The organism is Streptomyces sp. CA-251387, assembly GCF_050936625.1.
In the GTDB taxonomy this organism is placed as follows: Bacteria; Actinomycetota; Actinomycetes; order Streptomycetales; family Streptomycetaceae; genus Streptomyces.
Genome location: NZ_JBNJMJ010000001.1, coordinates 8887232 through 8912895, shown reverse-complemented (window position 1 = coordinate 8912895; position 25664 = coordinate 8887232). Strand labels below are relative to the sequence as shown.

Genomic DNA, 25664 nt, shown 5'->3' with positions numbered 1-25664 from the left:
GTCGTCATCGAGGGTGCCGGGTAAGCCGGACATCTTCTGTCGTCTTTCTGGCGTCTCTTACGGGTGGGTCACCCGTACGGGTCCTACGAGTGGGTCACCCGGCCGGGCGCAGTTTCGCGTCGAGGTCGTCGTAGGTCGGCAGGAACCAGATGTGGCCGCCGTTGTTGGTCTCGTGGACGAAGTCGCGCAGGGCGGTGCTCTCGGCGATGTGGTGGGAGACGTCACCGACGACCGCGAGGCGCAGCCGGTAGTTCACGAACTTCTGCATGACCGCCCCCGCGACACCCGACCGCAGCTGGAAGAACTCGTCGGCGACCCGGCCCACGGGAACCGCGACCAGTTCGGCGTCCTGCCCGAAGGCATCGCCGATCAGATCGAGCGCCGCGCGCTCGCCGTCCAGGGGCGGGCCGTCGGGGGCGCAGCGCAGGACGCGTACGTCATGCAGGGTCACGAGCGTGTTGGTGGTCATGGGGCGCGATCGTACGGCCGCGCCCCGCCCCCGACCACGGGTTTTCCGGTCTCAGTGGCCGCGGGCGATCCACTCCTCGAGGTGCGGCGCCTCGGCTCCGATGGTGGTCGGGTCGCCGTGGCCGGTGAGGACCTTGGTCTCGGGCGGGAGGGTGAGCAGGCGGGCACGGATGGAGTCGATGATCGTCGGGAAGTGGGAGTAGGAGCGGCCGGTGGCGCCGGGACCGCCCTGGAAGAGGGTGTCGCCGGTGAAGACGGCGCCCAGGCCGGGGTCGTGCAGGCACACCGCGCCCGGCGCGTGGCCCGGGGTGTGCAGGACGGTCAGGTCGGCGCCCGCGGCCTCGATGATCTGGCCGTCCACGAGATGGGCGTCGGGGTCGCGGTCCGGATGGGTCTGCTTCCACAGCGGCAGGTCGTCGGGGTGGAGCCAGATCGTGGCGCCGGTGCGGTCGGCGAGATCGGGCGCGGCGTCGATGTGGTCGTTGTGGGCGTGGGTGCACACGATCGCGGTGAGGCGCCGGTCGCCGACCGCCTCGGCGATGGCGTCGGCGTCGTGGGCGGCGTCGATGACGATCACCTCGTGGTCGTCTCCGACGAGCCACACGTTGTTGTCGACGTCCCAGGTGCCGCCGTCGAGCGTGAACTGCCCGGAGGTGACGAGGCGTTCGATGCGGGCGGCCATCACAGCATCACCACCGAACGCAGGACGTCGCCGTGGTGCATGCGCTCGAAGGCCTTCTCCACGTCGGTGAGTTCGATGGTCTCGGTGACGAACGCCTCGAGGTCCAGGCGGCCTTGGAGATGCAGGTCGATGAGCATCGGGAAGTCGCGCGAGGGGAGGCAGTCGCCGTACCAGGAGGACTTCAGCGCGCCGCCGCGGCCGAAGACGTCCAGCAGCGGCAGTTCCAGCTTCATCTCCGGGGTGGGCACGCCGACCAGGACGACCGTGCCGGCGAGGTCGCGGGCGTAGAACGCCTGCTTGTACGTCTCCGGGCGGCCGACCGCCTCGATGACGACATCGGCGCCGAACCCGCCGGTCAGCTCCCGGATCGCCTCGACCGGGTCGGTCTGCCGGGAGTTGACGGTGTGCGTGGCGCCCATGGTGCGGGCCGTCTCCAGCTTGCGGTCGTCGATGTCCACCGCGATGATCCTCGCCGCCCCGGCCAGGCGTGACCCGGCGATCGCGGCGTCCCCGACCCCGCCGCAGCCGATCACCGCGACGGTGTCGCCGCGGCCGACGTTGCCGGTGTTGATCGCCGCGCCGATCCCGGCCATCACTCCGCAGCCCAGCAGGCCCGCGACCTGCGGCGCCACCGAGGCGTCCACCTTGGTGCACTGCCCGGCCGCCACCAGCGTCTTCTCCGCGAACGCGCCGATGCCCAGCGCGGGGGACAGCTCCTGCCCGGTCGAGGCGAGGGTCATCCTCTGCTTCGCGTTGTGGGTGTCGAAGCAGTACCACGGCCGCCCCCGCAGACAGGCACGGCACTGGCCGCACACCGCACGCCAGTTGAGGACGACGAAGTCGCCGGGGGCGACATCGGTGACCCCCTCCCCCACCGACTCCACGACACCCGCGGCCTCGTGCCCCAGCAGGAACGGGAAGTCGTCGCTGATGCCGCCCTGCTTGTAGTGCAGGTCGGTGTGGCACACACCGCACGCCTGCACCTTCACCACGGCCTCACCCGGACCCGGATCGGGCACCACGATCGTCTCCACCCGCACCGGCTCGTCCTTGCCCGGTGCGATCACGCCGCGAACTTCCTGCGCCATGGTGCTCCACCCTTCCCTCGGCGGCTCTCGGTCCCACTTCCGACCCTAGATGTGACTGATCGGTAAAGGGCTGGGTCACAGCTCATGACCTCACCTTCCGGCCACCGTCCCGAACCTTCCGGCCACGGCCGCCGAAATACCCCGGGAGATACCCCCTGGGGTACCTCTGCTATGTTTGCCATATACCCCCGGGGGTAATTCGCCGAGGGTTCACGAGGTGACCAGGAGAGGAGCACTGCCGTGTACTTCGTCGACACCATCGACGTGCCGGGGCTCGGCAACCGCAGCTATCTGGCGGGCGATGCGCACAGCGCCGCGGTGGTCGATCCGCCCAGGGACATCGACCGGGTGATCGCGGCCGCCGCGCGGCGGGGTGTGCGCATCACCCATGTCGCCGAGACCCATGTGCACAACGACTATGTGACCGGCGGCCTTGAACTGGCCCGGATCACGGGTGCCGCCTATCTCGTGCCGGCCGCGGCGCGGGTCGGGTACGAGCGGGTGCCGGTCGCCGACGGGGACCGTACGCGGATCGGGGACGGCCTGGTGCTGCGCGCCCTGGCCACTCCCGGGCACACCCCGCACCACACCTCGTACGTGCTGGAGGAGAGCGGCCGCGCGGTGGCCGTCTTCACCGGCGGCTCCCTGCTGATCGGCACGGTGGGGCGGCCCGATCTCGTCGAGCCGCGGCTGACGGGGCGGCTGGCGCGGGCGCAGTACGACTCCGCGCACCGGCTGGCCGCCGAGTTGCCGGACGAGACGGCGGTGCTGCCGACGCACGGTTTCGGCAGTTTCTGCTCCGCCACCCGGACGGCGGACCAGGCGGCAACGACGATCGGGCGTGAGCGTGCCGTCAACGAGGCCCTGGTGAAGGACGTCGACACGTTCGTCGCCGAGCTGCTCGCCGGGCTGGACGACATCCCCGCGTACTACGCGCACATGGGTCCGGTGAACGCGCGCGGCCCGGCACCGGTGGACCTGACCCCGCCCCGTCCGGCCGGCGCCGAGGACATCGCGGCGCGGCTCGCCGCCGGGGAGTGGGTGGTGGATCTGCGCAACCGGGTCGCGTTCGCCGAGGGACATGTCGCCGGCTCGCTCAACTTCGAGGCGGAGGGGCAGCTCGCCACCTATCTGGCCTGGCTGCTGCCGTGGGGCAAGCCGGTCACCCTGCTCGCCGCGACCCCGGCCCAACTGTCCGACGCCCAGCGGGAACTGGTCCGGGTCGGCATCGACCGGCCGGCCGCCGCGGCGACCGGTTCACCCGCCGACTGGATACGGCGGGGCGAGCGGCCGCGCTCCTTCCCGCGCGGCACCTTCGCCGAACTGGCCGCGCAGGTCGGCGTCGTGGTCCTGGACGTGCGGCGCGACTCCGAACGCCACGCCGGTCACATCAGGGGCTCGGTGCACATTCCGCTGCATCAGCTGCGCGACCGTCTCGCGGAGATACCGGACGGCACCGTGTGGGTGCACTGCGCCGGCGGTATGCGGGCCGCCATCGCCGCCTCGCTGCTCGATGCGGCGGGACGTGACGTCGTCGCCGTCGACGACGGGTTCGCGGCGGCACACGATGCCGGGCTGCCCATGGCCCGCATCACCGCGACCGAGGCCCATGAGCGGGCACGCGCGGACGCCGTACTGGTGGACGTGCGCGAACCCGGCGAATGGGCCACGGGGCACGCTCCGGGCGCCGTACTCGCGCCCCTGTCGTCGCTGACGTCGGGTGAGCTGCTCCCGCCGGCCGCGCGGGGACGCCCGGTCGTCGCGATCTGCCGCTCCGGCAAGCGCTCCCGCGAGGCGGCGGCCCTGCTCGCGGCACGCGGCACGGATGTCGTGGACGTCATCGGCGGGATGCGGGCCTGGGCCGATGCGGGGCTTCCGGTCGTGGCGGAGCCGGGCGCGTGCGATGGCGAGTGAGGGCATGCGCGGCGTCCGGGAACCGAGGCGAGACTTCCGGTGCTGGCGCAGCCGAGGGCGTGCGATGGCGAGTGAGGGTATGCGCGGAGTCCGGGAGTCGGCAACCGGAGCCGCCTCGGCTCTTCCCCTCGGCCCCGCCCGGCCGCTCGGCCCGAACCACCTCGCCGTGCCCCATCCCCCGGGCCGTCTCCGGTGAGCGCCCTGGTCCTCGGTCTGCTCGCCGGTGCCGTCACCGGGCTCGCGCTCGGGGCGCTGGGAGGTGGTGGCAGTGTGCTGGCCGTGCCCGCGTTGATGTATCTGCTCGGCTTCACGCCGGCCGCGGCCGCCACCGCGAGTCTGGTCGTCGTCACCGTCACCTCCGTGACCGCGCTGGGCGTGCACGCCCGTGAGGGCACGGTGCGGTGGCGCGCCGGGGCGCTGTTCGCGGCGGCCGGCCTGGTGCCCGCGGCAGTCGGCGGCGCCGTGTCGGGGCGGCTGCCTCCCGGGCTGCTCACGGGGGCGTTCGCGGTGATCGCCGCCGTCGCCGTGCTGCGCATGCTCCGGCCGTCGGCCGCCGTACGGCACGACAACGTGCCGGTGCGTCCCGGTCGGGTCGTTCAGGCCGGAGCGGGACTCGGTGCGGTGACCGGGCTGCTCGGGGTGGGCGGCGGCTTCCTCGCCGTACCGGCGCTGGTGAACGTGGTGGGGCTGCGCATGCGGGCCGCCGTGGGCACGAGTCTGCTGGTCATCACCGTCAACTCACTGGTAGCGCTGGCGGCTCGGGCGGGTTCCGCCGCGCCGGTCGACTGGACCGCCGTCACGCCGTTCGCCGCGGCTGCGGTGCTCGGCGCCTGGGACGGCAAGCGGCTCGCCGGGAAGGTCTCCGGAGGCACGCTGCAGCGGCTCTTCGCGTACGTCCTGCTGGCGGTGGCCCTGTTCATGCTGGTCGACGCCGTCGTATGACCCCCACGGCCATACCTCTCAGGCCAGCGACAGAAACAGCTTCTCCAGCCGTGCCTTCATCTGCTCCGTCGTCTCGCCGCTCCGTTCGCCCTTCTGGGCATCGGTGAGGCACTGCTGGAGCCCGGTCGCGATGATCGCGAAGCCGGCCCGGTCGAGAGCCCGGGAGGCGGCGGCGAGCTGGGTGACGACGTCCTCGCAGTCGCGGCCCTCCTCGATCATCTTGATCACTCCGGAGATCTGCCCCTGCGCCCGGCGCAGGCGGTTCAGCACCGACTTGAGGTCATCGCCCTCGAACTGCAGCTCCACGATCACTCCTCTGCATACCCTTGGGGGTATTTTACCTCCTCCCCTTCGAAAGGATCTCACTTCCCGTGAACCCACCCGTTGAGCCCCTCGCCCTCGACGCCGACGAGGCCCGCACCCGCCTGCCCCGCCTGACCGTCATCGACGTGCGCACGCCGGGTGAGTACGCCGCCGGACATCTGCCCGACGCCCTCAACATCCCCTTGGACCGGCTCGACAGCGCCCTTCCCGTGCTCCGCCAGCTCCCCGGCGAACTGCTGGTCGTCTGCGCCTCCGGCGCCCGCTCGGAGCGGGCCTGCCGCAGCCTCGCCGAGCACGGCATACGGGCCATGACCCTGACGGGCGGCACTCAGGGCTGGGCAGGGCGCGGGCACGAACTGCGCCGGCCTGCGCCGGGCAAGCGCGCCGTCTGGGCCATGGAGCGCCAGGTGCGCTTCGCCGCGGGCGCGATCGTCCTGGTCGGCCTGGCCCTCGGACTGCTGCACCCGGCCTGGCAGTTGCTCTCCGCGGGGATCGCGGGCGGGCTGGTGTTCTCGGCCCTCACCGACACCTGCGGCATGGCCGCCCTGCTGTCGAAGCTGCCGTACAACCGCTCACACCCCGCCGACCTCGAAGCGACCCTGGCCGCTCTGGCCGAGCGCGGACAGTCTCCTGTCACCTGAGGAACGTCCGGATCACCTGAAGAACGTCCAGCTCACCTGAGGAACTCCCGGACGGCCCGGGCGAGGTCCGCCTCGTCCAGGCCCTCCGCACCGCCCAGGGTCAGCAGTCGGTGCGGTACGTGCACCAGCGTCTCGGCGACGTGCCGCCCGCCAGGCCGGGTTGCCCGGGTGTGACCAGCACGTCGAGCCGGGGCCGGGCGAGGTCCTGACCGGCATGCTCGACGACTGCCACGCGGAGCCGATCGGCCGATCGTGTTCTCCGTCGCCCGAAACCGGCGAGCCCCGCACGGACGGGCCGACGTAGCCTGAGTGCTCCCGACCGACTCCGAAGGAGCGCCGTGAGCACTGACCGGACGCCGACCGACCAGCCCGCGTGGCGGCTGCTCCTCGGATACGTACGGCCGCATCGGTGGGCCCTCCTGGCCGGGGCCGTGCTGTCGCTGGTCACGGGGGCCACCGGCCTCCTCCTTCCGCTGGTGGCACGGGAGTTGATCGACGACCTGTCCCACGACCGGGCCATCACCGGGGCGCTGCTGCTCATGTCCGGGCTGGTCGTGGCCAACGCGGCGGTGGGCGCGCTGGGTTCGTACGTGCTGCGGCGCACCGCGGAGTCGGTGGTGCTCGGCGCGCGGCGTGCCCTGTCGTCGTATCTGCTGCGGCTGCGCATCACGGCGGTGGACCGCAGTGAGCCGGGCGACCTGATGGCCCGCATCACCTCGGACACGACGCTGTTGCGCGAGGTCACGACCGACTCGCTGGTGGGCCTCGGCACAGGCGGGCTCACGCTGCTGGCGACGGTGGTGATGATGGGGCTGGTGGATCCGGTGCTGCTGTCGGTCACGCTCGCCGTGATCCTGGGCGCCGGCACGGTCCTCGGCGTGATCGTGCCGCGCATCAACCGGGCCAGCCGGCAGGCGCAGAACGCGGTCGGCGTGATGGGGGCCTCGCTGGAGCGGATCCTCGGCGCGCTGCGCACGGTGAAGGCCTCCGGCGCCGAGCACCGGGAGGAGCGGACGCTGCACGAGGCGGCCGAGGAGTCGTGGCGGCAGAGCGTACGGGCCGCCAAGTGGTCGGCGGCGGCGGGCAACACGGCCGGGCTCGCCATGCAGATCGCCTTCATCACGGTGCTCGCGGTGGGCGGGGCACGGGTGGCGACGGGAGCGATCGACGTCGGCACGCTGGTCGCGTTCCTGCTCTACGTCTTCTATCTGATGTCGCCGATCCAGCAGGTCGTCGGCGCGATCACGCAGTACCAGACCGGCGCGGCGGCCCTCGCCCGCATCCAGGAGGCGCTGCGGCTGCCCGCCGAACCGGCCGCCGCCCCCGCGCCGTTGCCCACGGCCGGGGCGGAGCCCGCCGCGCTGGCCTTCGAGGACGTGCGCTTCCGCTATGCCGACGATCTGCCGTACGTCCACCACGGGGTGACGTTCGCCGTGCCCGCGCAGGGCATGACGGCGTTCGTCGGGCCGTCGGGCGCGGGCAAGACCACCGTCTTCTCCCTCATCGAGCGGTTCTACGACCCCGAGGCCGGGACCATCACCCTCGACGGGCGGGACCTGGCGGACTGGGAGCTGTCCCGGCTGCGGTCCGCCATCGGCTATGTGGAACAGGACGCCCCCGTCCTGTCGGGTTCGCTGCGGGACAATCTGCTGCTGGGCAATCCCGACGCGGACGACGACGCGCTCGCCCGGGTGCTGAAGACGACCCGCCTCGACGGTCTGATCGCGCGGCTGCCCGACGGTCTGGACACGCTCGTCGGGCACCGCGGCACCAAGCTGTCCGGCGGCGAGCGGCAGCGCGTCGCCATCGCCCGCGCCCTGCTGCGCCGCCCCCGCCTGCTGCTGCTCGACGAGGCCACCTCGCAGCTGGACGCGGTCAACGAGGCGGCGCTGCGCGACACCGTCGCCGACGTCGCCCGGACGACCACGGTTCTGGTCGTCGCGCACCGGCTGTCGACGGTGACGATGGCCGACCGGATCGTGGTGATGGACGCGGGCCGGGTGCGCGCGGTGGGGACGCATCGCGAACTCGTCGCGGAGGATCCGCTCTACGCCGAGCTGGCGGCGACGCAGTTCCTGGCGACCGCCGAGTGACGTCACGACCGTAGGGAAGCCGGCTCAACTCTCCGGTCCGCGCAGCCGTTCGTACGCCACCGAGGTGCTCGCCGTGAAGCTCAGGGAAACGTCCCCCACCACGACTTCCCGAGGCACCCGAGGCCGGGCTTCTACTTCCTGTCACCGTCGGCCGACGCCGCTGCGTAGCGGGCACGTCACGCTCCGCACGCACGAAGGGCCGCCCGGCACGATCCGGGCGGCCCTTCCTCCTGCGGGTCGGTGGCCTATCGGCGACCCAGTTGCGCCGGGCGCAGCTCGTTGAGCTGGTTGAGGTGGCCGAGCTGCTGCGACACCCGCGGGACCCGGTGCTTGTGCTGCTCGGGGATGCCGGTCTGGGCGAGCGAGTCGAGGGTGGCGATCGGGTTCAGCTGCGGGCCCACGGGCCGGGTGTCCGTGTGGTGCGCGTTCGCCAGCGGAGCGGCGAGGCCCGTGAGACCGGCGGCCAGGCCAACGGCGGCTGCGATACGTCGTGTTGACATCATGCTTTCAGCAACGCGGGCGGCCCGCCGCCGGACACGGCCGTCCCGCGGCTCTCACCCGTCAGGCCGAGCGCTCCGGTTGCGCTTGCCGACTCCGGTGGGGCGGAGGAGGCTCTTCAGGAGAGGCCTCGCGGCCGTCCCTCGTCCTGCCGCGGGCCTTCGAGGAGGTCACCATGGGCACTGCCACCAGCCCGTCGTTCGACACCGAAACACTGCGCCGGGGCATAGAAGGACAGACCCCGGACACGCTTCTGTCGCTGTACGCGGACGACGCGGAACTGCGCGTCGTGAACCGCAACGCCCAGCCCAGCCACCCCAAGGTGCTGCACGGCCGCAATGAGATCGCCGAGATGCTCAACGACGTCTACAGCCGCGACATGACGCACAAGCTGGAGGGATGCGTCGTCCAGGGTGATCGCGCGGCCTACAGCGAGTCCTGCGAGTACACGGACGGGGTGCGCGTCCTGTCCGAGTCGATGGTCACGCTGCGGGACGGCAAGATCTCCCAGCAGATCATGATCGAGGCGTGGGACGAGTAGGAGGACAGTCACCCACAGCGCCGCGAAGGGAGCCTCCGAAGGCCCGGGCCGCCTCGTGGCCGGCTCGGGCCTTCTCGGCCGTCAGGGCGTGCGGAGCGTCGTGACGAGGTCGCGGGGCAGTCCGTGGGTGTCGTGGAGGTAGCGGTAGTCCTCGTCGCTCAGCGGGCCCTCGAACCGCGGCCTGCCCAGCACACGGCGGCCTCGCTCCAGGAGCCTGCGGAAGCGCCGTTCCTCGTCCAGCAGCACCTCGCGCACCAGGCCCGTTCCGCAGGGCCGGCGGAAGTGGTCCAGCGTGTGCCCGACGACCTCGCCGGGCAGGTCGGAGAGCGTGCGCGAGGGGTCGTCGCGCCACAGCGTGGTGAGGACGCGGCGGATCAGCCGGCGCAGGACGTAGCCGCGTCCGGTGGGGGACGGCCGTACGCCGTCGCCGATGACCACGATGCCGGACCGCAGGTGGTCGCAGACGAGTCGGGTCGACGTCCCGTCCAGGTCCCACAGCGGCGGCAGCAGCCGCATCCAGGGTTCGAACAGGTCACTGTCGTAGACGGAGTCGTGGCCCTGGAGGACGGTCACGAGTCGCTCCAGCCCCATGCCCGTGTCGACACTGGGTCGTCGGAGGGGCTGGAGGCTGCCGTCCTCGTGCCGGCGGTAGCGCATGCTCACGTGGTTCCAGACCTCGACCCACCGTGGGTCGGTGGTGGGGCTGCCCTGGGGCGGGGTGCCGGGGCCGCCGGTCCAGACGAAGATCTCCGAGTCGGGGCCGCACAGTCCGACGGGGTCGTGGGACCACCAGTTCTCGTCCCGGGTGGACTCCACGGGCAGCCCCAACTCCCGCCAGGTGCCCAGCGATTCACTGTCGGGGCCGACCTGGCCGTCGCCCCCGAAGACGGTGACGTACATCCGCTCCGGCGGAATGCCGAACCCGTCGCGCAGCAGCTCGTAGCCCCAACGCAGGCTCTGTGAATGCCCGTAGTCGCCCAGGGACCACGAGCCGAGCATCTCGAACACCGTGAGATGGGTCCGGTCGCCGACTTCGTCGAGGTCGGTGGTGCGCAGACAGCGCTGGACGCTGGTCAGGCGCGGTCCGCGTGGATGGGGGCGGCCTTCCAGGTAGGGGGTGAGCGGGTGCATGCCCGAGGTGGTGAACAGCACCCGGTCGGAGGGCGGAGGCAGGAGTGTGCCGCCGGTGAGGAGCTCGTGTCCGCGCTCGCGGAAGAAGTCGGTGAAGGTGCGGACGATCCGGTCTGTGGTCATGGTCGTGTTCATCGCGGTTTCCTTCGGGTCATGGGGACCGGAAAGAGCCGCGGAAGAGAGTGCGACCAGGGGGAAGGCACTCACCGGCGGTCCGTTTCCGGCCGCCGGGAGGGGTGGGATCAGGCGTCGGCAGCCGAGGAGCTGGTCGCTCGCGCGGCTGCGGTGTGGGTGTGCCTGATGACCTTCATGGAATCGACGCTAACAGTCCGCCCCCCGGGTGTGCCCCGGGTTTTCATGGCGGCAACTGATCGGCCGGCCGCGGACCGGACCGGGTCGGGTCGGGGCGGGGCGGGTCGGGGCGAGGCGGGGTCCTGTCGGGTCGGCCCTCGTGCATCTCGCGCGTGAGCAGTGCGGGGCCGGATACCCGGGGGCCATGACTCGACTTCGCAAATCCAGGCGCCAGGATCACGGGGCGGGGAGCAGTCCGCCTCCGGAGTCGGCCTCCGAGGCCTCGCAGGAGCGGTTCGGTCCGGATCCGCAAGTGGAGGAGCGGGCCCCCGACACACCGACCGAGCTGCCCGAACGGTCGTGGCGGGCGGCGCTGAAGGGCACGCTGCGGGAGTTCAAGGACGACGAGCTGACCGATCGCGCGGCGGCCCTGACCTACTACGGCGTGCTGTCGCTCTTCCCCGCCCTGCTGGTGCTGGTCTCCTTGCTCGGGCTGGCCGGCAAGTCGGCCACCGACGAGGTCCTGGACAACATCAAGCGGCTGTCGCCGGGCGAGGCCCGGGACATCCTCACGCGCGCGGTCGAGCAGTTGCAGGGCAACGGCGGTCTCGGCTCCGTCATGGCCGTCGTCGGTCTGGCCCTGGCGGTGTGGTCGGCCTCCGGCTATGTCGCGGCCTTCATCCGCACCGCCAACGCCGTCTACGACATGCCCGAGGGGCGCCCGGTGTGGAAGGTCCTCCCGGTCCGGCTCGGCGTGACCGTCGTGCTCATGGCGCTGGCCGTGATCAGCGCGCTGATCGTCGTCTTCACCGGCGCGCTGGCCGGGCAGGTCGGCGGGACACTCGGCGTCGGCGACACGGCGCTGACCGTCTGGGCCTTCGCCAAGTGGCCCGTCCTGGTCGTCCTGGTGACCACCATGATCGCGATCCTGTACTGGGCGACCCCGAACGCCAGGATCCGCGGCTTCCGGTGGATCACTCCGGGCAGCTTCCTCGCCCTGGTGATCTGGATGATCGCTTCCGCTGGCTTCGCGCTCTACGTCGCCAACTTCGCCTCGTACAACAAGACCTACGGCACCATGGCGGGCGTGATCGTCTTCCTGGTGTGGCTGTGGGTCGGCAATCTGGCCATCCTGCTCGGCCTGGAGTTCGACGCGGAGGCGGCACGGCAGCGTGCGATCGCCGGCGGGCACCCGCCCGACGAGGAGCCCTACGTCACCCCGCGCGACACCCGCACCTGGGACGAACAGGACCGGCGCCGTCTTCGCGGCCCGTGACGGCGCCGCGCGGTACGGGAGGGCGGCGCCCGGGTACCCGGCGTGTCAGCTGTGCGTCCCCTCCGCGAACCGCGACGCAAAGGCACAAGAGAAGGTGACCGCCACGCGGCGCACGGCAGGACGCCCGAGCCGGTACGGGCGCGGATCGACCGCGGCCTGCTGACCGCAGAGGAGCCCACCGATGAAAGCCTCCAAGATCGCCTACAAGCCCGTGGGTCTCGCCCTCGGCGCCGTCAGCGGCATGCTGGCCGGCGCGGCCTTCAAGCAGACCTGGAAGATGCTCGGCCACGACAAGGACGCTCCGGACGCCACCGACGAGGAGCGCGACTGGCGGGAGGTCCTGACGGCCGCGACCCTCCAGGGCGCCATCTTCGCGGGCGTCAAAGCCGCCGTGGACCGCGCGGGAGCCACCGCCACGCGCCGCCTGACCGGCGCCTGGCCCGGCTGAGGGCGCCGATGTGCCCGGCCCGGGGCCGCAGGTCCGGGCCGCGCACCGCCTCCGTTAGGGTGGGCCATGGGCCGTGACTGGCGCTGAGGTGGAGCACCACCGGGGAGCGGCCTCGCAGAGTCGATGCCGTGCGCCTGGGCGAACCGATCAGCCCAGGAGTGGATCATGACTCAGGCACGGCTCATGGAGGGCACCGCCCTCGCCCGGCGGATCGTCGAGGAGAGCGCCAAGCGCGCTGCCGACATCACCGAGCGCACCGGCACCGCGCCCTGCCTCGCGACCGTACTGGTCGGCGAGGACCCCGCGTCCGTGACGTACGTCCGCATGAAGCAGAACCGGTGCCGCGCCGCGGGCATCACCTCCCGCCACGTGCCGCTGCCCGCCGACACCACCACCGAGCAACTCGTGGGCACCCTCCACGACTTGTCCGCCGATGCCGGCGTGCACGGCATCCTGCTTCAGCACCCGATGGGCCCGCACATCGACGAGCGGGCCGCGTTCGAGGCCATCGCGCCGGAGAAGGACGTCGACGGTGTCACCTTCGCCTCCTTCGCGGCGATGAGCTTCGGACTGCCGGGATTCGTGTCCTGCACGCCCGGCGGCATCATGCGGCTCCTCGACGAGTACGACGTCGACCCGGCCGGCAAGCGCGCCGTGGTCGTCGGCCGCAGCGCGATCCTCGGCAAGCCGGCGGGCATGCTGCTCCTCGCCCGCGACGCGACGGTGACGTACTGCCATTCGCGCACGGCGGATCTGTCGGCGGCCGTCCGGGAGGCGGACATCGTCGTCGCGGCCGTGGGGCGGCCGCGGCTGATCCGGGGTCAGGACATCAAGCCCGGAGCCGTGGTGATCGACGCCGGGTACAACCCCGGCAACATCGGCGACGTCGACTTCGACTCCGCCGTGGAGCGAGCCTCGCTCATCACCCCGGTGCCGGGCGGCGTCGGTCCGATGACGATCGCCACGCTGCTGGAGCAGACCGTGGACGCGGCGGCCCGGCAGCTCGGGGTGTGAGCCTGCGGGAGGTCAGCGCATCCAGGCGCTGTACTCCATGACGTCCCCCGCCTTCACGCCGTACTCGGGCTGGTCCGTGGTGAAGGTGGTCTCCAGGCCGAGGACCGTGCCGGTGGCGGGGTCCAGGATCAGCATGCGGCGGGTGACGGAGGCGTCGTACACGTACGCCTGCCCGCGCCTGCCCAGCCGGTCCGTCACCTGGCCGGCGGGCCGCAACCGCTCGGCGTCGGCCAGGAGTCGCGTCAGCGCGGCGGTCTCGCGGGCGCCGAGCGTCCAGTGGTCGAGCAGGATCTTCGTGGCGTCGAGGAGTTCGGCGGTGGTCAGCGGCTTGCTGTGGTCCGACAGGTAGGGGCGCTCCGCTTCCTCCAGGTAGTCGTGCAGCCGTACGGCGTCGTGCGGCGGCCGGGACTCGGGCGGGGCGTCGCTCCAACTCGGCGGATAGGTCTGCCTGCTGATGACGTGCCCGTCCTCGACCAGGCGCGGCTCGCCGTCCGTCTCCCTGAGAACCGGGCGGCCCGGATGGCGCGGGTCGGTCGCCACCACGAGCTCCGTGTGGCTGTCGTCGGCGTTCCAGCGCACGATGCGTTCCTCGGGGAGGGTGATCGGCGGCTTGCCGTCGCTCATGCCGAGGCTCCACGACTGCACGTGGGTGCCTTTGCGCAGGGCGGGCGAGCCGTCGGCCGCGGCCGCTCGGGCGCGTTCGGCCATCGTCCGCAGGGACACCGGGGTGGAGTCGGCCTGCACGACGAGCGGGCGGGGTGCGGCGAGGGCGGGCGCGGTGGTCTGGCCGGTGAACAGCAGTGCCGACACGAGCGCGGCGACCACGGCCGTGGCCGCGAGGCCCCATGCCAGTCGTGTACGGCGGCGGGGCGCGGCCGGGCGGTCGTTCAGCAGCCGGTCGAGGCCGCGCTCGGCGGTGTGGTCCAGCGGTCCGTCGCCGAAGTGGGGGCCATCGGCCGGCACCGGGTTGGCGCGGCGCAGGAGTTCGAGTTCGTCAGCCATGGCCGTGTTCCTTCGCTGCGGTCGCTGGGCTCATACGGTCGATCTGCGCTCTCAGGCGGCGGCGCGCCCGGTGCAGCCGCATCGCCGCGGCCCGGCTGCCGCAGCCGAGGACGACGGCTATCTCGTCGATGCCGAGCTCCTCCCACGCCGTCAGGCGCAGCACCTCCTGGTCGGCCGGGGAGAGCCGGGCGAGCGCCTCGTGCACCCAGGCACCCGGTGACTCGGCGTCGGGGCCGGCGTCGATGTGTCGGCCGTGCGCCGTGTCGTCGTTGCCGAGCCGGTCGACCAGCCGTCGCCGGCGCCCGTAGCCGCGTACCGCGTTCGCCAGGCAGTTGCGTGCCACGCCGTACAGCCAGGGCAGCGGGGCGGCCGGGAGGTCGTCCCGGCGCCGCCAGGCGACGGTGAACACCTCCGCCACCACTTCCTCGACCTCACTCATGTGCCCGTCCAGCCGCCGCGCGACATAGCGGCTGACCGCCCAGTAGTGCTCGCGATAGGCAGCGGCGAAGATCTCGTCGTTGCTCATGTTCCGTTCGTGTCCGGCACCCGCCGGATCGTCACACCCGCTTTCCGTGATTCTTGTCGCGTCCTGCGAGTGTGACGTCCGGTGGGCGGGCGGACACAGGCGGGGCGTGAAGAGGATCAGAAGCGCCCATGCGGTCGACACAGTCAAGACCGTCAAGACCGTCCAGTGGCTGACCAGCACCGATCACAAGACGATCGGAACGCTCTACTTGGTCACGTCGTTCGCGTTCTTCGTGATCGGTGGCGTGATGGCGCTGCTGATGCGTGCCGAGCTGGCCCGTCCGGGCCTGCAGATCATGTCGAACGAGCAGTTCAACCAGGCGTTCACGATGCACGGCACGATCATGCTGCTGATGTTCGCGACGCCGCTGTTCGCCGGCTTCGCGAACTGGATCATGCCGCTGCAGATCGGCGCGCCGGACGTGGCCTTCCCCCGGCTGAACATGTTCGCCTACTGGCTGTACCTGTTCGGCTCGCTCATCGCTGTCGGGGGCTTCCTCACCCCGCAGGGCGCCGCCGACTTCGGCTGGTTCGCCTACAGCCCGCTGTCGGACGCGGTCCGCTCCCCGGGCATCGGCGCCGACATGTGGATCATGGGCCTGGCCTTCTCCGGCTTCGGCACCATCCTCGGCTCGGTCAACTTCATCACCACGATCATCTGCATGCGCGCCCCCGGCATGACCATGTTCCGCATGCCGATCTTCACCTGGAACGTGCTGCTGACCGGTGTGCTGGTCCTGCTCGCCTTCCCGGTGCTGGCCGCCGCGCTGTTCGCGCTGGAGGCGGACCGCAAGTTCGGCGCGCACATCTTCGACTCCGCCAACGGCGGAGCCCTGCTGTGGCAGCACCTCTTCTGGTTCTTCGGCCATCCAGAGGTGTACATCATCGCGCTGCCGTTCTTCGGCATCATCAGTGAGGTCATCCCGGTCTTCTCCCGCAAGCCGATGTTCGGCTACATGGGTCTGATCGCGGCGACCATCGCCATCGCGGGTCTGTCCGTGACGGTGTGGGCGCACCACATGTACGTCACCGGCGGTGTGCTGCTGCCGTTCTTCGCCTTCATGACGTTCCTCATCGCCGTCCCCACCGGCGTGAAGTTCTTCAACTGGATCGGCACCATGTGGAACGGCTCGCTGAGCTTCGAGACACCCATGCTCTGGGCCTTCGGATTTCTGATCACGTTCGTGTTCGGCGGTCTGACCGGCGTCATGCTCGCCTCACCGCCGCTGGACTTCCCGACGTCCGACACGTATTTCGTCGTCGCCCACTTCCACTACGTCATCTTCGGCACCGTCGTCTTCGCGATGTTCTCCGGATTTCACTTCTGGTGGCCGAAGTTCACCGGCAGGATGCTCGACGAGCGCCTCGGCAAGATGACGTTCTGGACGCTGTTCATCGGCTTCCACGGCACGTTCCTGGTCCAGCACTGGCTGGGCGTGAACGGAATGCAGCGCCGGATTCCCGACTATCTGGCGGTGGAAGGTCTGACGCCCCTCAACACGCTGTCCACGGTCTTCTCGTTCGTGCTCGGGCTGTCGCTCCTGCCGTTCTTCTACAACATCTGGAAGACCGCGAAATACGGGGAGAAGGTCGAAGCCGACGACCCGTGGGGCTACGGCCGCTCCCTGGAGTGGGCGACGTCCTGCCCGCCGCCGCGGCACAACTTCCTCACCCTGCCGCGGATCCGCTCCGAATCCCCGGCGTTCGACCTGCACCACGCCCCAGTGCCGGAGAGGGAGTTGACGACTCTGTGAGCATCACGGACAAATTCCTGAACGACATCGAGGGACATCTGCTGCTCGCCGCGACCCGCGAGGAAGGCCGTACGGCTGCCGCGCGTTTCAGCGCGCCGCTGCACTGGCTGACGGATGCTCAACGGGGTGAGGTGGAGCGGCGGTTCGAGGCGGAATACCTCGCACTCGCCCGCGCCTCCTGGCAGCGCACGGCGGTGCGTGCCGGGAGTCTGCGGGACGAGTACGAGGCGGCCTATCGCGGCCTGCGGCGCCGTCTGCTGGCCGGCTGGCTGCTGACCGGCGCCCTGGCTCTCGGTTTCCTTGGCGTGTGCCTAGGCCCGGTCCTGCGCTAGCTCACCGTCCACTTCTGGTTGTCCTGGCCGTTGCACGCCCAGAGCACCAGCTTGGTGCCGTTGGCCGTGGCCGCGCCGTACGCGTCCAGGCACAGTCCGGCGTTCACATTGGTGGTCGTGCCGTCGCTGTTGAGGTTCCACTTCTGGTTGGTCTGGCCGTTGCAGTCCCAGATGACGACGCGGGTGCCGTTGGTGGTGCCGCGGTTGTAGGCGTCCAGGCACTTGTTGCCGTAGACCACGAGCTCCTTGCGGATGCTGTTGTACTGCCACACCTGGTTCTGGCCGCCGTTGCAGCCCCACAGCTGGACGTCGGTGCCGTTGACGATGGTGTTGTCGTTGATGTCCGCACAGCGGCCGGACCCGGTACCCGTGATCAGCGTGCCGTTCTTGCCGGGCAGCGGCCGGACGACTATGCCTTCGAGGGTCGGGGCGCCGGAGAAGGAGATCGTGTTGGCGCTGCCCTTGGCCAGGGAGACGTGGACGGAGATGTTGCCCGGGCTGGAGCCGGTCGGCGGGAAGGAGACCTTGGTGGAGGTCTGGCCGTTGACGGTGAGCGTGGCCGTGCGGGCGGTGGTCGTGTTGTTGGTGTAGGACACCTCGACCGTCTTCAGACCGGCGCTTCCGGCGACCACGCCGGAGAAGCTCGACGTGCCGTTGTACGTGCTCGCCGCCTGCTCGGTGCCGCCGGTGACGGTGAGCAGCACGGAGCCGTTCGCCGGGACGCTGGTGGTGTAACTCGTGCCGGTGGTGGCGACGTTCTGGCGGGCCCACAGGTCCCGGACGGTCGCGGTGGCGTTCGTCAGGCCGAGGTCGGACCAGCGGACGGTCATGTTCTGGGCGGACGACGTGCGGTTGAGGAGGACGACGGCACGGTTGCCGCTGCCGGCGAGGACCTTGCCGTACACCTGGATACCGGTGGTGTCCTCGGCGACCTTGACGCCCTGGAGGCCGCGCGGGTCCTGGTCGACGGCGATGACCTCCGGGTTCTTGAGGATGTTCACCGTCTCGGTGGTCAGGGTGGTGAGGTCGAGGCCGGCGAGGAGCGGGGCGCCGGAGATCGCCCACAGGTTCATGTGGCTGCGGTTCTGGGCGGCCGTCAGGCCCGTCATCCCGACGACCATCATGTCCGGGTCGTTGTAGAAGCCGGTGTGCTGGGCCGTGGGGTGGATGTTCCGGTCGAAGTTGGTCAGCACCTCGCTGTAGGACGGGGTGTTGCCGTGGAAGAAGATGTCCGTGTTCGTCCGCCACATGGGGCCCATGCCCGGCGCCCAGTTCCATGGGTTCTGCCTGCCCCAGTTGCACAGGGAGAGGGCGAGCGGACGGCCGGTGGTCGCGGTCGCCTTGGCGGCGGCGTCGCTGATCGCCTGGTAGGTCGTCTTCGGGTCGAGGCCCTCGGCGTCGCCGCCGCACCAGTCGACCTTCACGAAGTCGAAGCCCCACCGCGAGAACTGGAGCATGTCCTGCCCGTAGTGGCCCTCACTGCCCGAACCGGGCGCGGCCGGGCGGCCGGTGGGGAAGTAGTAGCCGCAGCCGTCCTTGCCGGCGTCGGTGTAGATGCCGGCCTTGAGTCCCTTGCTGTGGATGTAGTCGGCGATGGCCTTCATGCCGCCCGGCCACTCCGTCTCGTCGACGGTGATGTTGCCGGCGCTGTCGCGGGTGCCCTGCCACCAGCCCTCGTCGATGTTGATGTACTCGTAGCCGGCCTCGGGCAGACCCGCCGCCACGAACGCGTCGACCTGCTGCTTGATGACGTTGTAGTCGACCTTCGCCGCGAAGGCGTTCCAGGACGCCCAGCCCATGGGCGCGGCGGGCACCGGTATCTGACGGGTCGTCGTCGCCGCCAGAGCCGGGGCGGGTCCGGCGAACAGCAGGGCGGCCGACGCGGCGAGCAGCAGGGCGAGGGCGCGTGCGACCGCGGATCTGCAGCGGCGTACGAGAGGCATGCGGGGCGGGGGGTACATGCGGCTCCTAAGTGCGGGAGGAACACTCAGATCGTTCGCGATTTCGAACATGATTCGGAAAATCGAACGCGTGGCGCTGAAAGTAGAGCCACGAGGGAGTGAAGTCAACGGCCGGGACTTGAAGTCGCCCATTCCCCCGGACCGTTGGCGCACAGAGCAGTCCTCGCCGCCATACTGGCCGATGTGCGCGTAGCAATCATGACGGCGGGCTCCCGGGGAGACGTCGCCCCCTACACCGGTCTCGGGCACGCCCTCTCCGCGGCCGGACACGAGGTCACCCTGGTCACGCACGGCCGCTTCGAGCGGCTCGTGGCCGGGTCGGGCGTACGCTTCCACCCGCTCCCCGTGGACCCACGGGCGGAGCTGGAGTCCGAGCGCGGGCAAAGCCTGCATCGGAGCGCGACCGGCGTCGGCAAGCTCATGCGCGTGGTGGCGATGGCGCGGGCCCTGGCCGGCCGGATGACGGACGACATGCTGACGGCGGCCCGGGACAGTGACGTCCTGCTCCTGGCAGCCTCCACCGCACCGCTGGGTCAGGCCATCGCCGAGGGCCTCGCCCTGCCCAGCATCGAGCTCCCCCTGCAACCGCTCGCTCCCACCCGGGAGTTCGGGCCGCCGATGCTCGGAGGCCGCTCCTGGGGAGGCCTCGGCAACCGTGTGGCCGGGCACGGCGTGAACCTGGCCATCGAGCGTGTCTTCTCGGCGGCCGTACCGGAAGTGCGGGCGAAGCTCGGGCCGGCGCGCCGCGCGGCGCCCGGCACACGAAGGGGCCGCGTGCTCCACGGTTTCAGTCCCCTGGTGGTGCCCCGGCCGCGGGACTGGCGGCCCGATTTGGAAGTGGCGGGTTACTGGTGGCCGTACGACGGTGAGGCTCATCTCCCGTCCGAGCTGCGGGACTTCCTGGACGCGGGCCCGCCACCGGTCTTCGTGGGCCTCGGCAGCGCGACCGTGCCCGACCCGGCGGGGCTGAGCGCCGAGGTCGTGGGCGCCCTGCGCCGGGCCGGGCTGCGCGGGGTGATCCAGCGGGGCTGGGGCGGCCTCGAGGCCGACGGGGACGACGTCCTGACCATCGGCGACGTACCGCACTCCGCGCTGTTCCCGCGGATGGCCGCGGTGGTCCACCACTGCGGTGCGGGCACGACCGCGGCCGGGCTGCGCGCCGGGGTGCCCGCCGTTCCCGTGCCGGTCCAGTTCGACGAGGGGTTCTGGGCCGCTCGCCTGTTCGCGCTCGGCGTGGCACCCCGGGCCCTGCCACTGCGGACGTGCACCGCCGAGGCACTGGCGGCGGCCCTGCGGCAGGCGACCGCCGACCCGTCCTACGGCCGTCGGGCTCGGGCTCTGGCCGACGGACTCCGTGCCGAGGATGGTGCGGCTCCCGTCGTCGATGCGGTGAACCGGCTCGCCTGAATCGCCGTTCAGCTTCGTTCAGCCTGCGTTCAGCGAACGGATCGCATGCTGGAACCGCAGGTCGGACCGCACGACAGGGCAGGTCCCGCACCGCGCGGCACAGGGAGTGGACATGAAGCGCAAGGGCAAGTGGATCGTCGCAGGCGTGATCTCGGCCGCGCTCGTCGGCGGCGGCACCGGACTCGCCGTGGCCACCGCCGGTGGGGACGACGACTCCACCGAGAAACCGATCACGGGGGTCGCGCTGGAGAAGGCGAGCGCCGCCGCGCTGGCGCACATGGGTGGCGGCAAGGTCACGGACACCGAGCTCGGCGACGAGGACGGGTACTACGAGGTCGAGGTCACCCTCAAGGGCAAGCAGAGCGACGTCCACCTTGACAAGGACTTCAAGGTCATCAGCACCGAGGCGGACAGCGAGAACGAGAAGAACGACCAGGACTGACCCTCCCGGGCGCCGGGAGCAACGACCTGCTCAGGCCCCCGTGAGCCGCGGGTCCGCCGGCTGGAGGATGCCGAGGAGGAGGCGGACGAGTTCGTCGACGACCTCGTCGAGGGTCGCGTCCACCCATCCCGCGCTCCAGTCGTGCAGCAGCCCGTTGACGCTGCCGATGAACGCGGTCACGGCGAGGCGGTAGTCGCGGGGCGCCGCCTCCCCGCGGGCGACGGCGGCCGCCACCTCGGCGCAGACGAGGTCGATCCACTGGGCGCGGCGGGCGAGGCGCTGCTCCTCCAGGCGCGGGCTGACCCCGACGATCTCGACGAAGGTGATGCGGATGCGGCGCGGGTCGGCGGTGACGTTCGCGGCGTACGCGCGGAAGATCGCGGTGGCGCGTTCGGCGAGCGGGAGGTCGGCCGCGTCGGCCGCCACGGCCAGGACGGCCTCCTGCGCCCACTCGTTGACCTGGAGGTGGAGGGCGGCCAGGACGTCCTCCAGGGTGCGGAACTCCTCGTAGAACTGACGGGTCGACAGACCCGCGGCCTCGCTCAGCGCCGCGACGGTCGTGCCCCGGTAGCCGGGGCTGTCGCCGAACAGCTGGAGCGCCGCGTCCAGGAAGCGGCGACGCCGCTCGGCCTGTCGTTCCTCGGCCGACTTGCCGCCGTAGCGACCGGTGGGCGCCCTGAGCCTGCCCGCCACGCTGTCCTCCCACCGCCTCGCCGACCCGACGGCCAATTTTGTCGTGTCCGCGGTCTTGTGGAGAAGGGCACCCCTTCCTTACTTTGCAGTAAGTTGATTCTGAAAGCGCTTGTGTTCAGATCCATCGCGCTGTTCTTGGCATGCCCCACTCATGACGCCCACCTCAGAGGAAGGGAGCAGTCATGCCTGCCATCAGACCCAGGCACCTGTTCTCCGCAGCCGCCGCCCTCGCCCTGACCGTGACCGCCCCCGCGACCACCGCCACCGCCACCGCAGCCGACTCCTCCGCCGCCGCGCTGCGTGAGGTGCTCTTCGTCGGCAACAACTGGGACGGCACCGCCGAAGTCATCAAGTCCTCCGGCGACTTCGCGAAGATCGGCCGTGTCGATGTCATCCCCGACAAGGACGAGCGGATGGCGGAGATCAACGCCGATCCGATCAAGTGGATCTACTTCATCGCGATCCGCAACAGCGTCGGCGAGGGCCACGACCAGTTCGTCGACGACATGTACTCCACACCTGACGGCACTTCGATGGTCGTCTCCCGGCCGAGCTTCGCCGACGTCGTGTCCATCGACCTGACCACGGGTGCCATCAACTGGCGCTTCCCCGTGTCCGGTTACCGCGCCGACCACATGGCGGTCTCCCCCGACGGCAAGCGGGTCGCTGTGTCGGCCTCGACGTCCAACACCGTGCATGTGCTGGACATCGTCACGGGCAAGGAACTGGGCAAATTCGCGACCGGCGACAAGCCGCACGAGAACATCTTCACGCAGGACGGCAAGTACATCTACAACATGGCGATCGGCGACGTGAACACGCAGACCGACGCCCCGTGGCTGGACTGGACGAAGGGCGACCGGCGGATCACGGTCGTCGACGCGACGACGTACCGGCAGGTCAAGGTCATCGACATGCGCCGGCGCCTGGACGCGATCGGTCTGACGGACTACTCCGACGCGGTCCGGCCCGCCGTGTTCTCGTCGGACGAGTCGAAGCTGTATTTCCAGGTGTCGTTCTTCAACGGCTTCTTCGAGTACGACCTGGCCACCGACAAGATCACCCGCACGAAGACGCTGCCGAAGAACCCGGCGACCAGCGACGACCGCACCACCTTCGTCAACGACTCGCGCCACCACGGCATCTCGATGAGCCCCGACGGCAGCAAGCTGTGCGTCGCCGGCACGATGGACGACTACGCCACGGTTGTCAACCGCACCACCCTCCAGGAGGGCCCGCTCGTCACCGCCTCCAAGCCCTACTGGGCCACGGTCAGCGGTGACGGCAAGTCCTGCGTGGTCTCCGAGAGCGGCACCGACCAGGTCACGGCGATCGACTTCGCCACGGGCCGCAAGACGGTGTCCGTCCCGGTCGGCGACCACCCGCAGCGGGTCCGGCTGGCCCATGTACCGGCCAACTGGACGAGTCCGTCGGCCGGTTGATCAACCCAGGGCCTTGAGCACGGCGTCCACACCGTCCTCGGTCGCCATCCGCCGCGCGGCGACCGAGGCGGCACGGGCGTACGTCTGCTGCCGTACGACCTGACTCAGCGCGTCGGCGAGCCGCTCGGCCGTGAGGGACGCGCACGGGATGGGTGCGATGGCGGCGCCGATGGACGTCAGCCGGCCCGCCCAGAACGGCTGGTCCGCCGCCACCGGCACCGGGATCGCGGGCACTCCGGCGCGCAGGGCTGCCGCCGCGGTGCCCGCCCCGGCGTGAAGAACCACCGCGGCCACCCTCGGGAACAGCAGCGCGTGCGGTACGTCGCCGATCGTCAGGACGTCGTCGCCGTCAGCCGCGAGCCCGGCGCTGCCCGCCTGCACGATGCCGCGCAGCCCCGCAGGCCGCAACGCCGTGACGGCGATCTCGTCGCGGCGGACCGCTCCGAGCCCTGTGTACGGCGCGACGTCGCCGCGTGATCCGGCGGCGGCGATCAGGACCCTCATCCGTCCTCCTCACGGTGGGCCCGGCGGGCCACGTTCGCGTGGACGGCCTTGCGGAGATAGGCGTCGAGGCCGGGCCGCTGCCGCGACGGCGGTACGACGAGCGCGAAGGCGCGCGGATCGGCGGTGAAGTCGTCCGCGATGCGCCAGTGCAGCCGGGCCAGGTCGGCGTCGCCGTACAGCCGGTAACCGGCGCCGCTGCGGCCACTGGGCGAGAGGAGCCCCGCCCGGTCGTAGTGGTGCAGCGGGCGCACGGTCACCACGGTGAAGGCCGCGACCTGCCCCACGGAGTAGCTCATTCACCTGCCCTTTCGTCGGGCTACAGCGTGCAGCCTGACGTAAGGGCAGGGTCAAACGCGGCTCCTATCCGGCGTTCTGTGCGGCCCAGGCGGAGAGTTCGGACTTGGCCGCGTTGAGCAGGGCGCTCGAGGGGGCGGTCGTCCCGTTGGTCACCAGGGCGTAGTGCAGGACCCCGGAGTCGGTGTCGGTGAGCAACAGGCGGCGGCTGCTCGTGCCACCGGGTTCGGCCGCCACACCGACCGGCGTGGTCGAGGTGTACGACGGCGGCGCGTACACCGTGCCCAGGTCGGAGACCACGGTCGTGGACCCGCTCGGGAAGGACGCCGGAAGGTGCAGTTCGGTCGGTGCCGTGCCGTTGTTGGAGCGCCACAGCAGCAGCCCGTACTGGCCCGATCCCACCAGCCGCGCGACGTTCGGCAGTGAGCTGGGCACCGGGTTCCAGGTCAGGGTCGTCGAGCCGTCCCGGGAGCGATCCTCGTAGGTGAAGGCGACCGTCGTACCCGAGGTGGCGCTGGGGTAGATCCGGTCCAGCAGGCGGGCGTCCTGCCGCAGCGTCGGTGTGCCTGCGTCGTCGAGGCGTACGGCGGACAGGTCCTCGCCGTTCCAGGCGTCGCCGTCGGTCTGCACCTTGTCGGGGTTGTCGTTCATCAGCTCGTGGTGGCGGCCGTGGTAGATGTCCCACTGCCACTGGGAGCCCGAGAGGACGGGACCGGAGCCCGCCGGGTCGGACCACCAGTTCGCGCCCTTCACGCGGGAGTCGAGGGCCTGATACATCGCCTTGTAGACCGTCGGCGCCTTGTCGGAGACGGATCCGGTGAGCGGGTGCCCGAACTCGCTGATGATCGCGGCCGTGCCGGTGGCGGAGGCGCGGTCGCGGACGGTCCCGAAGTCGCCCACGTACTGTCCGTCCGCCGCCTTGCCCCACATGAAGACGCCGGATATGGCCTTCTGGTCGTAGAAGTGGGTGTTGAAGACGTAACGCGGGCCGAGCGTGCCGGCGTCCAGCAGTCCGCCCTCCTGCTTCTGGAAGTCGAGGTTGGCGTTCCAGAAGAGGTTCGGTTCGACGAAGGCCGGCTTGGCCTGCCAGCCCGCCGCGTCCATACGGGCGCGGAACTTGACGTAGAACGGCCACAGCACGTCCTTCTCCCACGCCCGGCTGCTCTGGCCGGAGTCGTAGCTGCCCGCGTGCGGCTCGTTCCACGGGTCGAACCCGACGACGCCCGCGAACTGGGCGGCGGTGAGGTTCTGCTTGACGTACGTCATCGTCTTCTGGGCGGTGTCGAGGAAGGCGTCCTGGAGGCCGTACTCGTTGTGCCAGAAGTCGTACGTCGACTGCTTCACGGCCTCGTTCGACGTGATGTTCTGGCCCCAGAACGGGCAGATCCCGCAGTACTCGTCGGGATAGTCACCGAGGTCGACCGCCCACTTGGGGGCGCCGTCGCCGGTGTACCAGCTGTCCGGGTCGAACAGCCAGCGGGAGTAGAGGTCCTGGTGGAAGTCGGGGTACACGCGGATCCCGGCGTCCAGGAACGCGCGCATCTGGTCGGTGGCCTTGGCCAGGTAGGCGGTGTCCACCTGGCCGCGCACGGGCTCCGCGTAGGCCCAGGAGAGCAGGAAACGCACGGAGTTGCCGCCGCCCAGCGCGCGCAGCGCGGTCGCGGACTTCTTCGCGTCGGCGGTCGACGCGAAGGGCAGACCGTTGTTCTCCTTCAGTTTCGTCTCGCCGGAGACGTTGTAGCCGCGCAGCACGACCTCGCGGCCGTGGCCGTCGACGAAGCGGCCGTTCTGCACGGTGAGGGGTGTTTCGTCGAACCAGAGGGAGTCGGGGAGGGTGGCGGCGGTGGCGGGAGTGGGGCCCGCCACCGTCAGGGATCCGAAGAGGACGACCAGGACAACCAGCAGACGCGTCCGGATATTCGGCATGTCCACTACAGTCCGGCGATATCAGGACACC

24 protein-coding genes, 3 pseudogenes and 1 riboswitch are annotated in these 25664 nt (G+C 70.8%); of the genes and pseudogenes, 14 read left to right on the top strand and 13 right to left on the bottom strand.

Annotated features, from left to right (window positions below; genetic code table 11):
• Positions 1 to 94 precede the first annotated feature (94 nt).
• From ACQEV2_RS39790 to ACQEV2_RS39780, 3 genes are read right to left on the bottom strand one after another with little or no spacing between them, the layout of a single operon-like run.
• The gene (locus ACQEV2_RS39790) at positions 95 to 469 is read right to left on the bottom strand and encodes a DUF4180 domain-containing protein (RefSeq protein WP_433053278.1); all 375 of its coding nucleotides are present in this window, start codon (positions 467 to 469) and stop codon (positions 95 to 97) included.
• Between the two features lie 51 nt (positions 470 to 520).
• Positions 521 to 1150 carry an MBL fold metallo-hydrolase gene (locus ACQEV2_RS39785; RefSeq protein WP_433053275.1) on the bottom strand — a complete coding sequence of 210 codons (630 nt, stop codon included), beginning with the start codon at positions 1148 to 1150 and terminating at the stop codon, positions 521 to 523.
• Positions 1150 to 2238, bottom strand: coding sequence for an S-(hydroxymethyl)mycothiol dehydrogenase (locus tag ACQEV2_RS39780; RefSeq protein WP_433053272.1), 1089 nt, complete (start codon positions 2236 to 2238; stop codon positions 1150 to 1152). Before ACQEV2_RS39780 ends, ACQEV2_RS39785 begins: the two co-directional genes overlap by 1 nt.
• Before the next feature lie 240 nt (positions 2239 to 2478).
• On the opposite strand from ACQEV2_RS39780, the pseudogene ACQEV2_RS39775 reads away from it, so the two are divergent.
• The 3 genes and pseudogenes from ACQEV2_RS39775 to ACQEV2_RS39765 form a co-directional block, all read left to right on the top strand.
• Positions 2479 to 3816: pseudogene (locus ACQEV2_RS39775) on the top strand (MBL fold metallo-hydrolase); the annotation flags it as partial.
• A gap of 3 nt (positions 3817 to 3819) precedes the next feature.
• A complete protein-coding gene (locus tag ACQEV2_RS39770; protein WP_433055154.1) occupies positions 3820 to 4152 on the top strand; it encodes a rhodanese-like domain-containing protein in 333 nt (110 codons plus the stop codon).
• A 192-nt stretch (positions 4153 to 4344) separates the two neighbouring features.
• Entirely contained in the window at positions 4345 to 5094 is a 750-nt protein-coding gene (locus ACQEV2_RS39765) for a sulfite exporter TauE/SafE family protein (RefSeq protein WP_433053269.1), read from the top strand.
• An 18-nt stretch (positions 5095 to 5112) separates the two neighbouring features.
• On the opposite strand, the gene ACQEV2_RS39760 is transcribed toward ACQEV2_RS39765, so the two are convergent.
• Positions 5113 to 5400: a metal-sensitive transcriptional regulator gene (locus ACQEV2_RS39760; RefSeq protein WP_433053266.1), complete on the bottom strand. Its 288-nt coding sequence runs from the start codon at positions 5398 to 5400 to the stop codon at positions 5113 to 5115.
• A gap of 65 nt (positions 5401 to 5465) precedes the next feature.
• Here ACQEV2_RS39760 and ACQEV2_RS39755 point away from each other — a divergent pair, with 65 nt between their 5' ends.
• Both ACQEV2_RS39755 and ACQEV2_RS39750 read left to right on the top strand, forming a co-directional pair.
• Positions 5466 to 6059 carry a rhodanese-like domain-containing protein gene (locus ACQEV2_RS39755; protein WP_433053263.1) on the top strand — a complete coding sequence of 198 codons (594 nt, stop codon included), beginning with the start codon at positions 5466 to 5468 and terminating at the stop codon, positions 6057 to 6059.
• 338 nt (positions 6060 to 6397) lie between these two features.
• Positions 6398 to 8152 carry an ABC transporter ATP-binding protein gene (locus ACQEV2_RS39750; RefSeq protein WP_433053260.1) on the top strand — a complete coding sequence of 585 codons (1755 nt, stop codon included), beginning with the start codon at positions 6398 to 6400 and terminating at the stop codon, positions 8150 to 8152.
• A gap of 245 nt (positions 8153 to 8397) precedes the next feature.
• Here ACQEV2_RS39750 and ACQEV2_RS39745 read toward each other — a convergent pair whose 3' ends face one another.
• Entirely contained in the window at positions 8398 to 8655 is a 258-nt protein-coding gene (locus tag ACQEV2_RS39745) for a hypothetical protein (protein WP_433053257.1), read from the bottom strand.
• A gap of 170 nt (positions 8656 to 8825) precedes the next feature.
• On the opposite strand from ACQEV2_RS39745, the gene ACQEV2_RS39740 reads away from it, so the two are divergent.
• Complete coding sequence (locus ACQEV2_RS39740; RefSeq protein WP_433053254.1) at positions 8826 to 9191, top strand: nuclear transport factor 2 family protein; 366 nt, start codon at positions 8826 to 8828, stop codon at positions 9189 to 9191.
• An 81-nt stretch (positions 9192 to 9272) separates the two neighbouring features.
• Here the strand turns inward: ACQEV2_RS39740 and ACQEV2_RS39735 are convergent, their stop codons facing one another.
• The gene (locus ACQEV2_RS39735) at positions 9273 to 10445 is read right to left on the bottom strand and encodes an alanine--tRNA ligase-related protein (RefSeq protein ID WP_433055151.1); all 1173 of its coding nucleotides are present in this window, start codon (positions 10443 to 10445) and stop codon (positions 9273 to 9275) included.
• Positions 10446 to 10818: 373 nt separating this feature from the next.
• Between ACQEV2_RS39735 and ACQEV2_RS39730 the strand changes: the two genes are divergently transcribed.
• The 3 genes from ACQEV2_RS39730 (at position 10819) to ACQEV2_RS39720 (ending at position 13351) form a co-directional block, all read left to right on the top strand.
• Positions 10819 to 11889, top strand: coding sequence for a YihY/virulence factor BrkB family protein (locus ACQEV2_RS39730; protein WP_433053251.1), 1071 nt, complete (start codon positions 10819 to 10821; stop codon positions 11887 to 11889).
• Positions 11890 to 12070: 181 nt separating this feature from the next.
• Complete coding sequence (locus tag ACQEV2_RS39725) at positions 12071 to 12337, top strand: DUF4235 domain-containing protein (RefSeq protein ID WP_433053248.1); 267 nt, start codon at positions 12071 to 12073, stop codon at positions 12335 to 12337.
• A gap of 63 nt (positions 12338 to 12400) precedes the next feature.
• Positions 12401 to 12484: riboswitch (ZMP/ZTP riboswitch) on the top strand.
• A gap of 18 nt (positions 12485 to 12502) precedes the next feature.
• Complete coding sequence (locus ACQEV2_RS39720) at positions 12503 to 13351, top strand: bifunctional 5,10-methylenetetrahydrofolate dehydrogenase/5,10-methenyltetrahydrofolate cyclohydrolase (RefSeq protein ID WP_433053245.1); 849 nt, start codon at positions 12503 to 12505, stop codon at positions 13349 to 13351.
• Between the two features lie 12 nt (positions 13352 to 13363).
• On the opposite strand, the gene ACQEV2_RS39715 is transcribed toward ACQEV2_RS39720, so the two are convergent.
• A complete protein-coding gene (locus ACQEV2_RS39715; RefSeq protein WP_433053242.1) occupies positions 13364 to 14353 on the bottom strand; it encodes a CU044_5270 family protein in 990 nt (329 codons plus the stop codon).
• Positions 14346 to 14879 (bottom strand): RNA polymerase sigma factor, encoded by a 534-nt coding sequence (locus ACQEV2_RS39710; RefSeq protein WP_433053239.1) that lies wholly within the window; start codon positions 14877 to 14879, stop codon positions 14346 to 14348. Before ACQEV2_RS39710 ends, ACQEV2_RS39715 begins: the two co-directional genes overlap by 8 nt.
• 106 nt (positions 14880 to 14985) lie before the next feature.
• On the opposite strand from ACQEV2_RS39710, the gene ctaD reads away from it, so the two are divergent.
• Positions 14986 to 16632: an aa3-type cytochrome oxidase subunit I gene (ctaD, locus tag ACQEV2_RS39705; RefSeq protein WP_433053236.1), complete on the top strand. Its 1647-nt coding sequence runs from the start codon at positions 14986 to 14988 to the stop codon at positions 16630 to 16632.
• Positions 16629 to 16964: a hypothetical protein gene (locus ACQEV2_RS39700; protein WP_433053233.1), complete on the top strand. Its 336-nt coding sequence runs from the start codon at positions 16629 to 16631 to the stop codon at positions 16962 to 16964. Before ctaD ends, ACQEV2_RS39700 begins: the two co-directional genes overlap by 4 nt.
• Here ACQEV2_RS39700 and ACQEV2_RS39695 read toward each other — a convergent pair.
• Positions 16961 to 18925 (bottom strand): ricin-type beta-trefoil lectin domain protein, encoded by a 1965-nt coding sequence (locus ACQEV2_RS39695; RefSeq protein ID WP_433053230.1) that lies wholly within the window; start codon positions 18923 to 18925, stop codon positions 16961 to 16963. The two genes, ACQEV2_RS39700 and ACQEV2_RS39695, sit on opposite strands and share 4 nt — an antisense overlap.
• 198 nt (positions 18926 to 19123) lie before the next feature.
• Here ACQEV2_RS39695 and ACQEV2_RS39690 point away from each other — a divergent pair, with 198 nt between their 5' ends.
• Together ACQEV2_RS39690 and ACQEV2_RS39685 are read left to right on the top strand one after the other, a co-directional pair.
• Positions 19124 to 20332 carry a glycosyltransferase gene (locus tag ACQEV2_RS39690; protein WP_433055148.1) on the top strand — a complete coding sequence of 403 codons (1209 nt, stop codon included), beginning with the start codon at positions 19124 to 19126 and terminating at the stop codon, positions 20330 to 20332.
• Positions 20333 to 20444: 112 nt separating this feature from the next.
• Complete coding sequence (locus ACQEV2_RS39685; RefSeq protein WP_433053227.1) at positions 20445 to 20774, top strand: PepSY domain-containing protein; 330 nt, start codon at positions 20445 to 20447, stop codon at positions 20772 to 20774.
• A 30-nt stretch (positions 20775 to 20804) separates the two neighbouring features.
• Here ACQEV2_RS39685 and ACQEV2_RS39680 read toward each other — a convergent pair whose 3' ends face one another.
• A complete protein-coding gene (locus tag ACQEV2_RS39680) occupies positions 20805 to 21467 on the bottom strand; it encodes a TetR/AcrR family transcriptional regulator (RefSeq protein WP_433053224.1) in 663 nt (220 codons plus the stop codon).
• Between the two features lie 182 nt (positions 21468 to 21649).
• On the opposite strand from ACQEV2_RS39680, the gene ACQEV2_RS39675 reads away from it, so the two are divergent.
• The gene (locus ACQEV2_RS39675; protein WP_433053221.1) at positions 21650 to 22909 is read left to right on the top strand and encodes a YncE family protein; all 1260 of its coding nucleotides are present in this window, start codon (positions 21650 to 21652) and stop codon (positions 22907 to 22909) included.
• Here ACQEV2_RS39675 and ACQEV2_RS39670 read toward each other — a convergent pair.
• The 3 genes and pseudogenes from ACQEV2_RS39670 to ACQEV2_RS39660 form a co-directional block, all read right to left on the bottom strand.
• Positions 22910 to 23344, bottom strand: a pseudogene (locus ACQEV2_RS39670) (glycosyltransferase); the annotation flags it as partial.
• Between the two features lie 218 nt (positions 23345 to 23562).
• Positions 23563 to 23709, bottom strand: a pseudogene (locus ACQEV2_RS39665) (MerR family DNA-binding transcriptional regulator); the annotation flags it as partial.
• 64 nt (positions 23710 to 23773) lie between these two features.
• Positions 23774 to 25633: a cellulase family glycosylhydrolase gene (locus ACQEV2_RS39660; RefSeq protein ID WP_433053218.1), complete on the bottom strand. Its 1860-nt coding sequence runs from the start codon at positions 25631 to 25633 to the stop codon at positions 23774 to 23776.
• Between the last annotated feature and the right edge of the window lie 31 nt (positions 25634 to 25664).

Coding starts and splice junctions, on each gene's coding strand:
- ACQEV2_RS39790 (WP_433053278.1), bottom strand. CDS start 469: ATGACCACCAACACGCTCGTGACCCTGCATGACGTACGCGTCCTGCGC.
- ACQEV2_RS39740 (WP_433053254.1), top strand. CDS start 8,826: ATGGGCACTGCCACCAGCCCGTCGTTCGACACCGAAACACTGCGCCGG.
- ACQEV2_RS39770 (WP_433055154.1), top strand. CDS start 3,820: ATGGCCCGCATCACCGCGACCGAGGCCCATGAGCGGGCACGCGCGGAC.
- ACQEV2_RS39690 (WP_433055148.1), top strand. CDS start 19,124: ATGACGGCGGGCTCCCGGGGAGACGTCGCCCCCTACACCGGTCTCGGG.
- ACQEV2_RS39745 (WP_433053257.1), bottom strand. CDS start 8,655: ATGATGTCAACACGACGTATCGCAGCCGCCGTTGGCCTGGCCGCCGGT.
- ACQEV2_RS39780 (WP_433053272.1), bottom strand. CDS start 2,238: ATGGCGCAGGAAGTTCGCGGCGTGATCGCACCGGGCAAGGACGAGCCG.
- ACQEV2_RS39675 (WP_433053221.1), top strand. CDS start 21,650: ATGCCTGCCATCAGACCCAGGCACCTGTTCTCCGCAGCCGCCGCCCTC.
- ACQEV2_RS39710 (WP_433053239.1), bottom strand. CDS start 14,879: ATGAGCAACGACGAGATCTTCGCCGCTGCCTATCGCGAGCACTACTGG.
- ACQEV2_RS39725 (WP_433053248.1), top strand. CDS start 12,071: ATGAAAGCCTCCAAGATCGCCTACAAGCCCGTGGGTCTCGCCCTCGGC.
- ACQEV2_RS39660 (WP_433053218.1), bottom strand. CDS start 25,633: ATGCCGAATATCCGGACGCGTCTGCTGGTTGTCCTGGTCGTCCTCTTC.
- ACQEV2_RS39730 (WP_433053251.1), top strand. CDS start 10,819: ATGACTCGACTTCGCAAATCCAGGCGCCAGGATCACGGGGCGGGGAGC.
- ACQEV2_RS39715 (WP_433053242.1), bottom strand. CDS start 14,353: ATGGCTGACGAACTCGAACTCCTGCGCCGCGCCAACCCGGTGCCGGCC.
- ACQEV2_RS39720 (WP_433053245.1), top strand. CDS start 12,503: ATGACTCAGGCACGGCTCATGGAGGGCACCGCCCTCGCCCGGCGGATC.
- ACQEV2_RS39785 (WP_433053275.1), bottom strand. CDS start 1,150: ATGGCCGCCCGCATCGAACGCCTCGTCACCTCCGGGCAGTTCACGCTC.
- ACQEV2_RS39685 (WP_433053227.1), top strand. CDS start 20,445: ATGAAGCGCAAGGGCAAGTGGATCGTCGCAGGCGTGATCTCGGCCGCG.
- ACQEV2_RS39735 (WP_433055151.1), bottom strand. CDS start 10,445: ATGACCACAGACCGGATCGTCCGCACCTTCACCGACTTCTTCCGCGAG.
- ACQEV2_RS39695 (WP_433053230.1), bottom strand. CDS start 18,925: ATGTACCCCCCGCCCCGCATGCCTCTCGTACGCCGCTGCAGATCCGCG.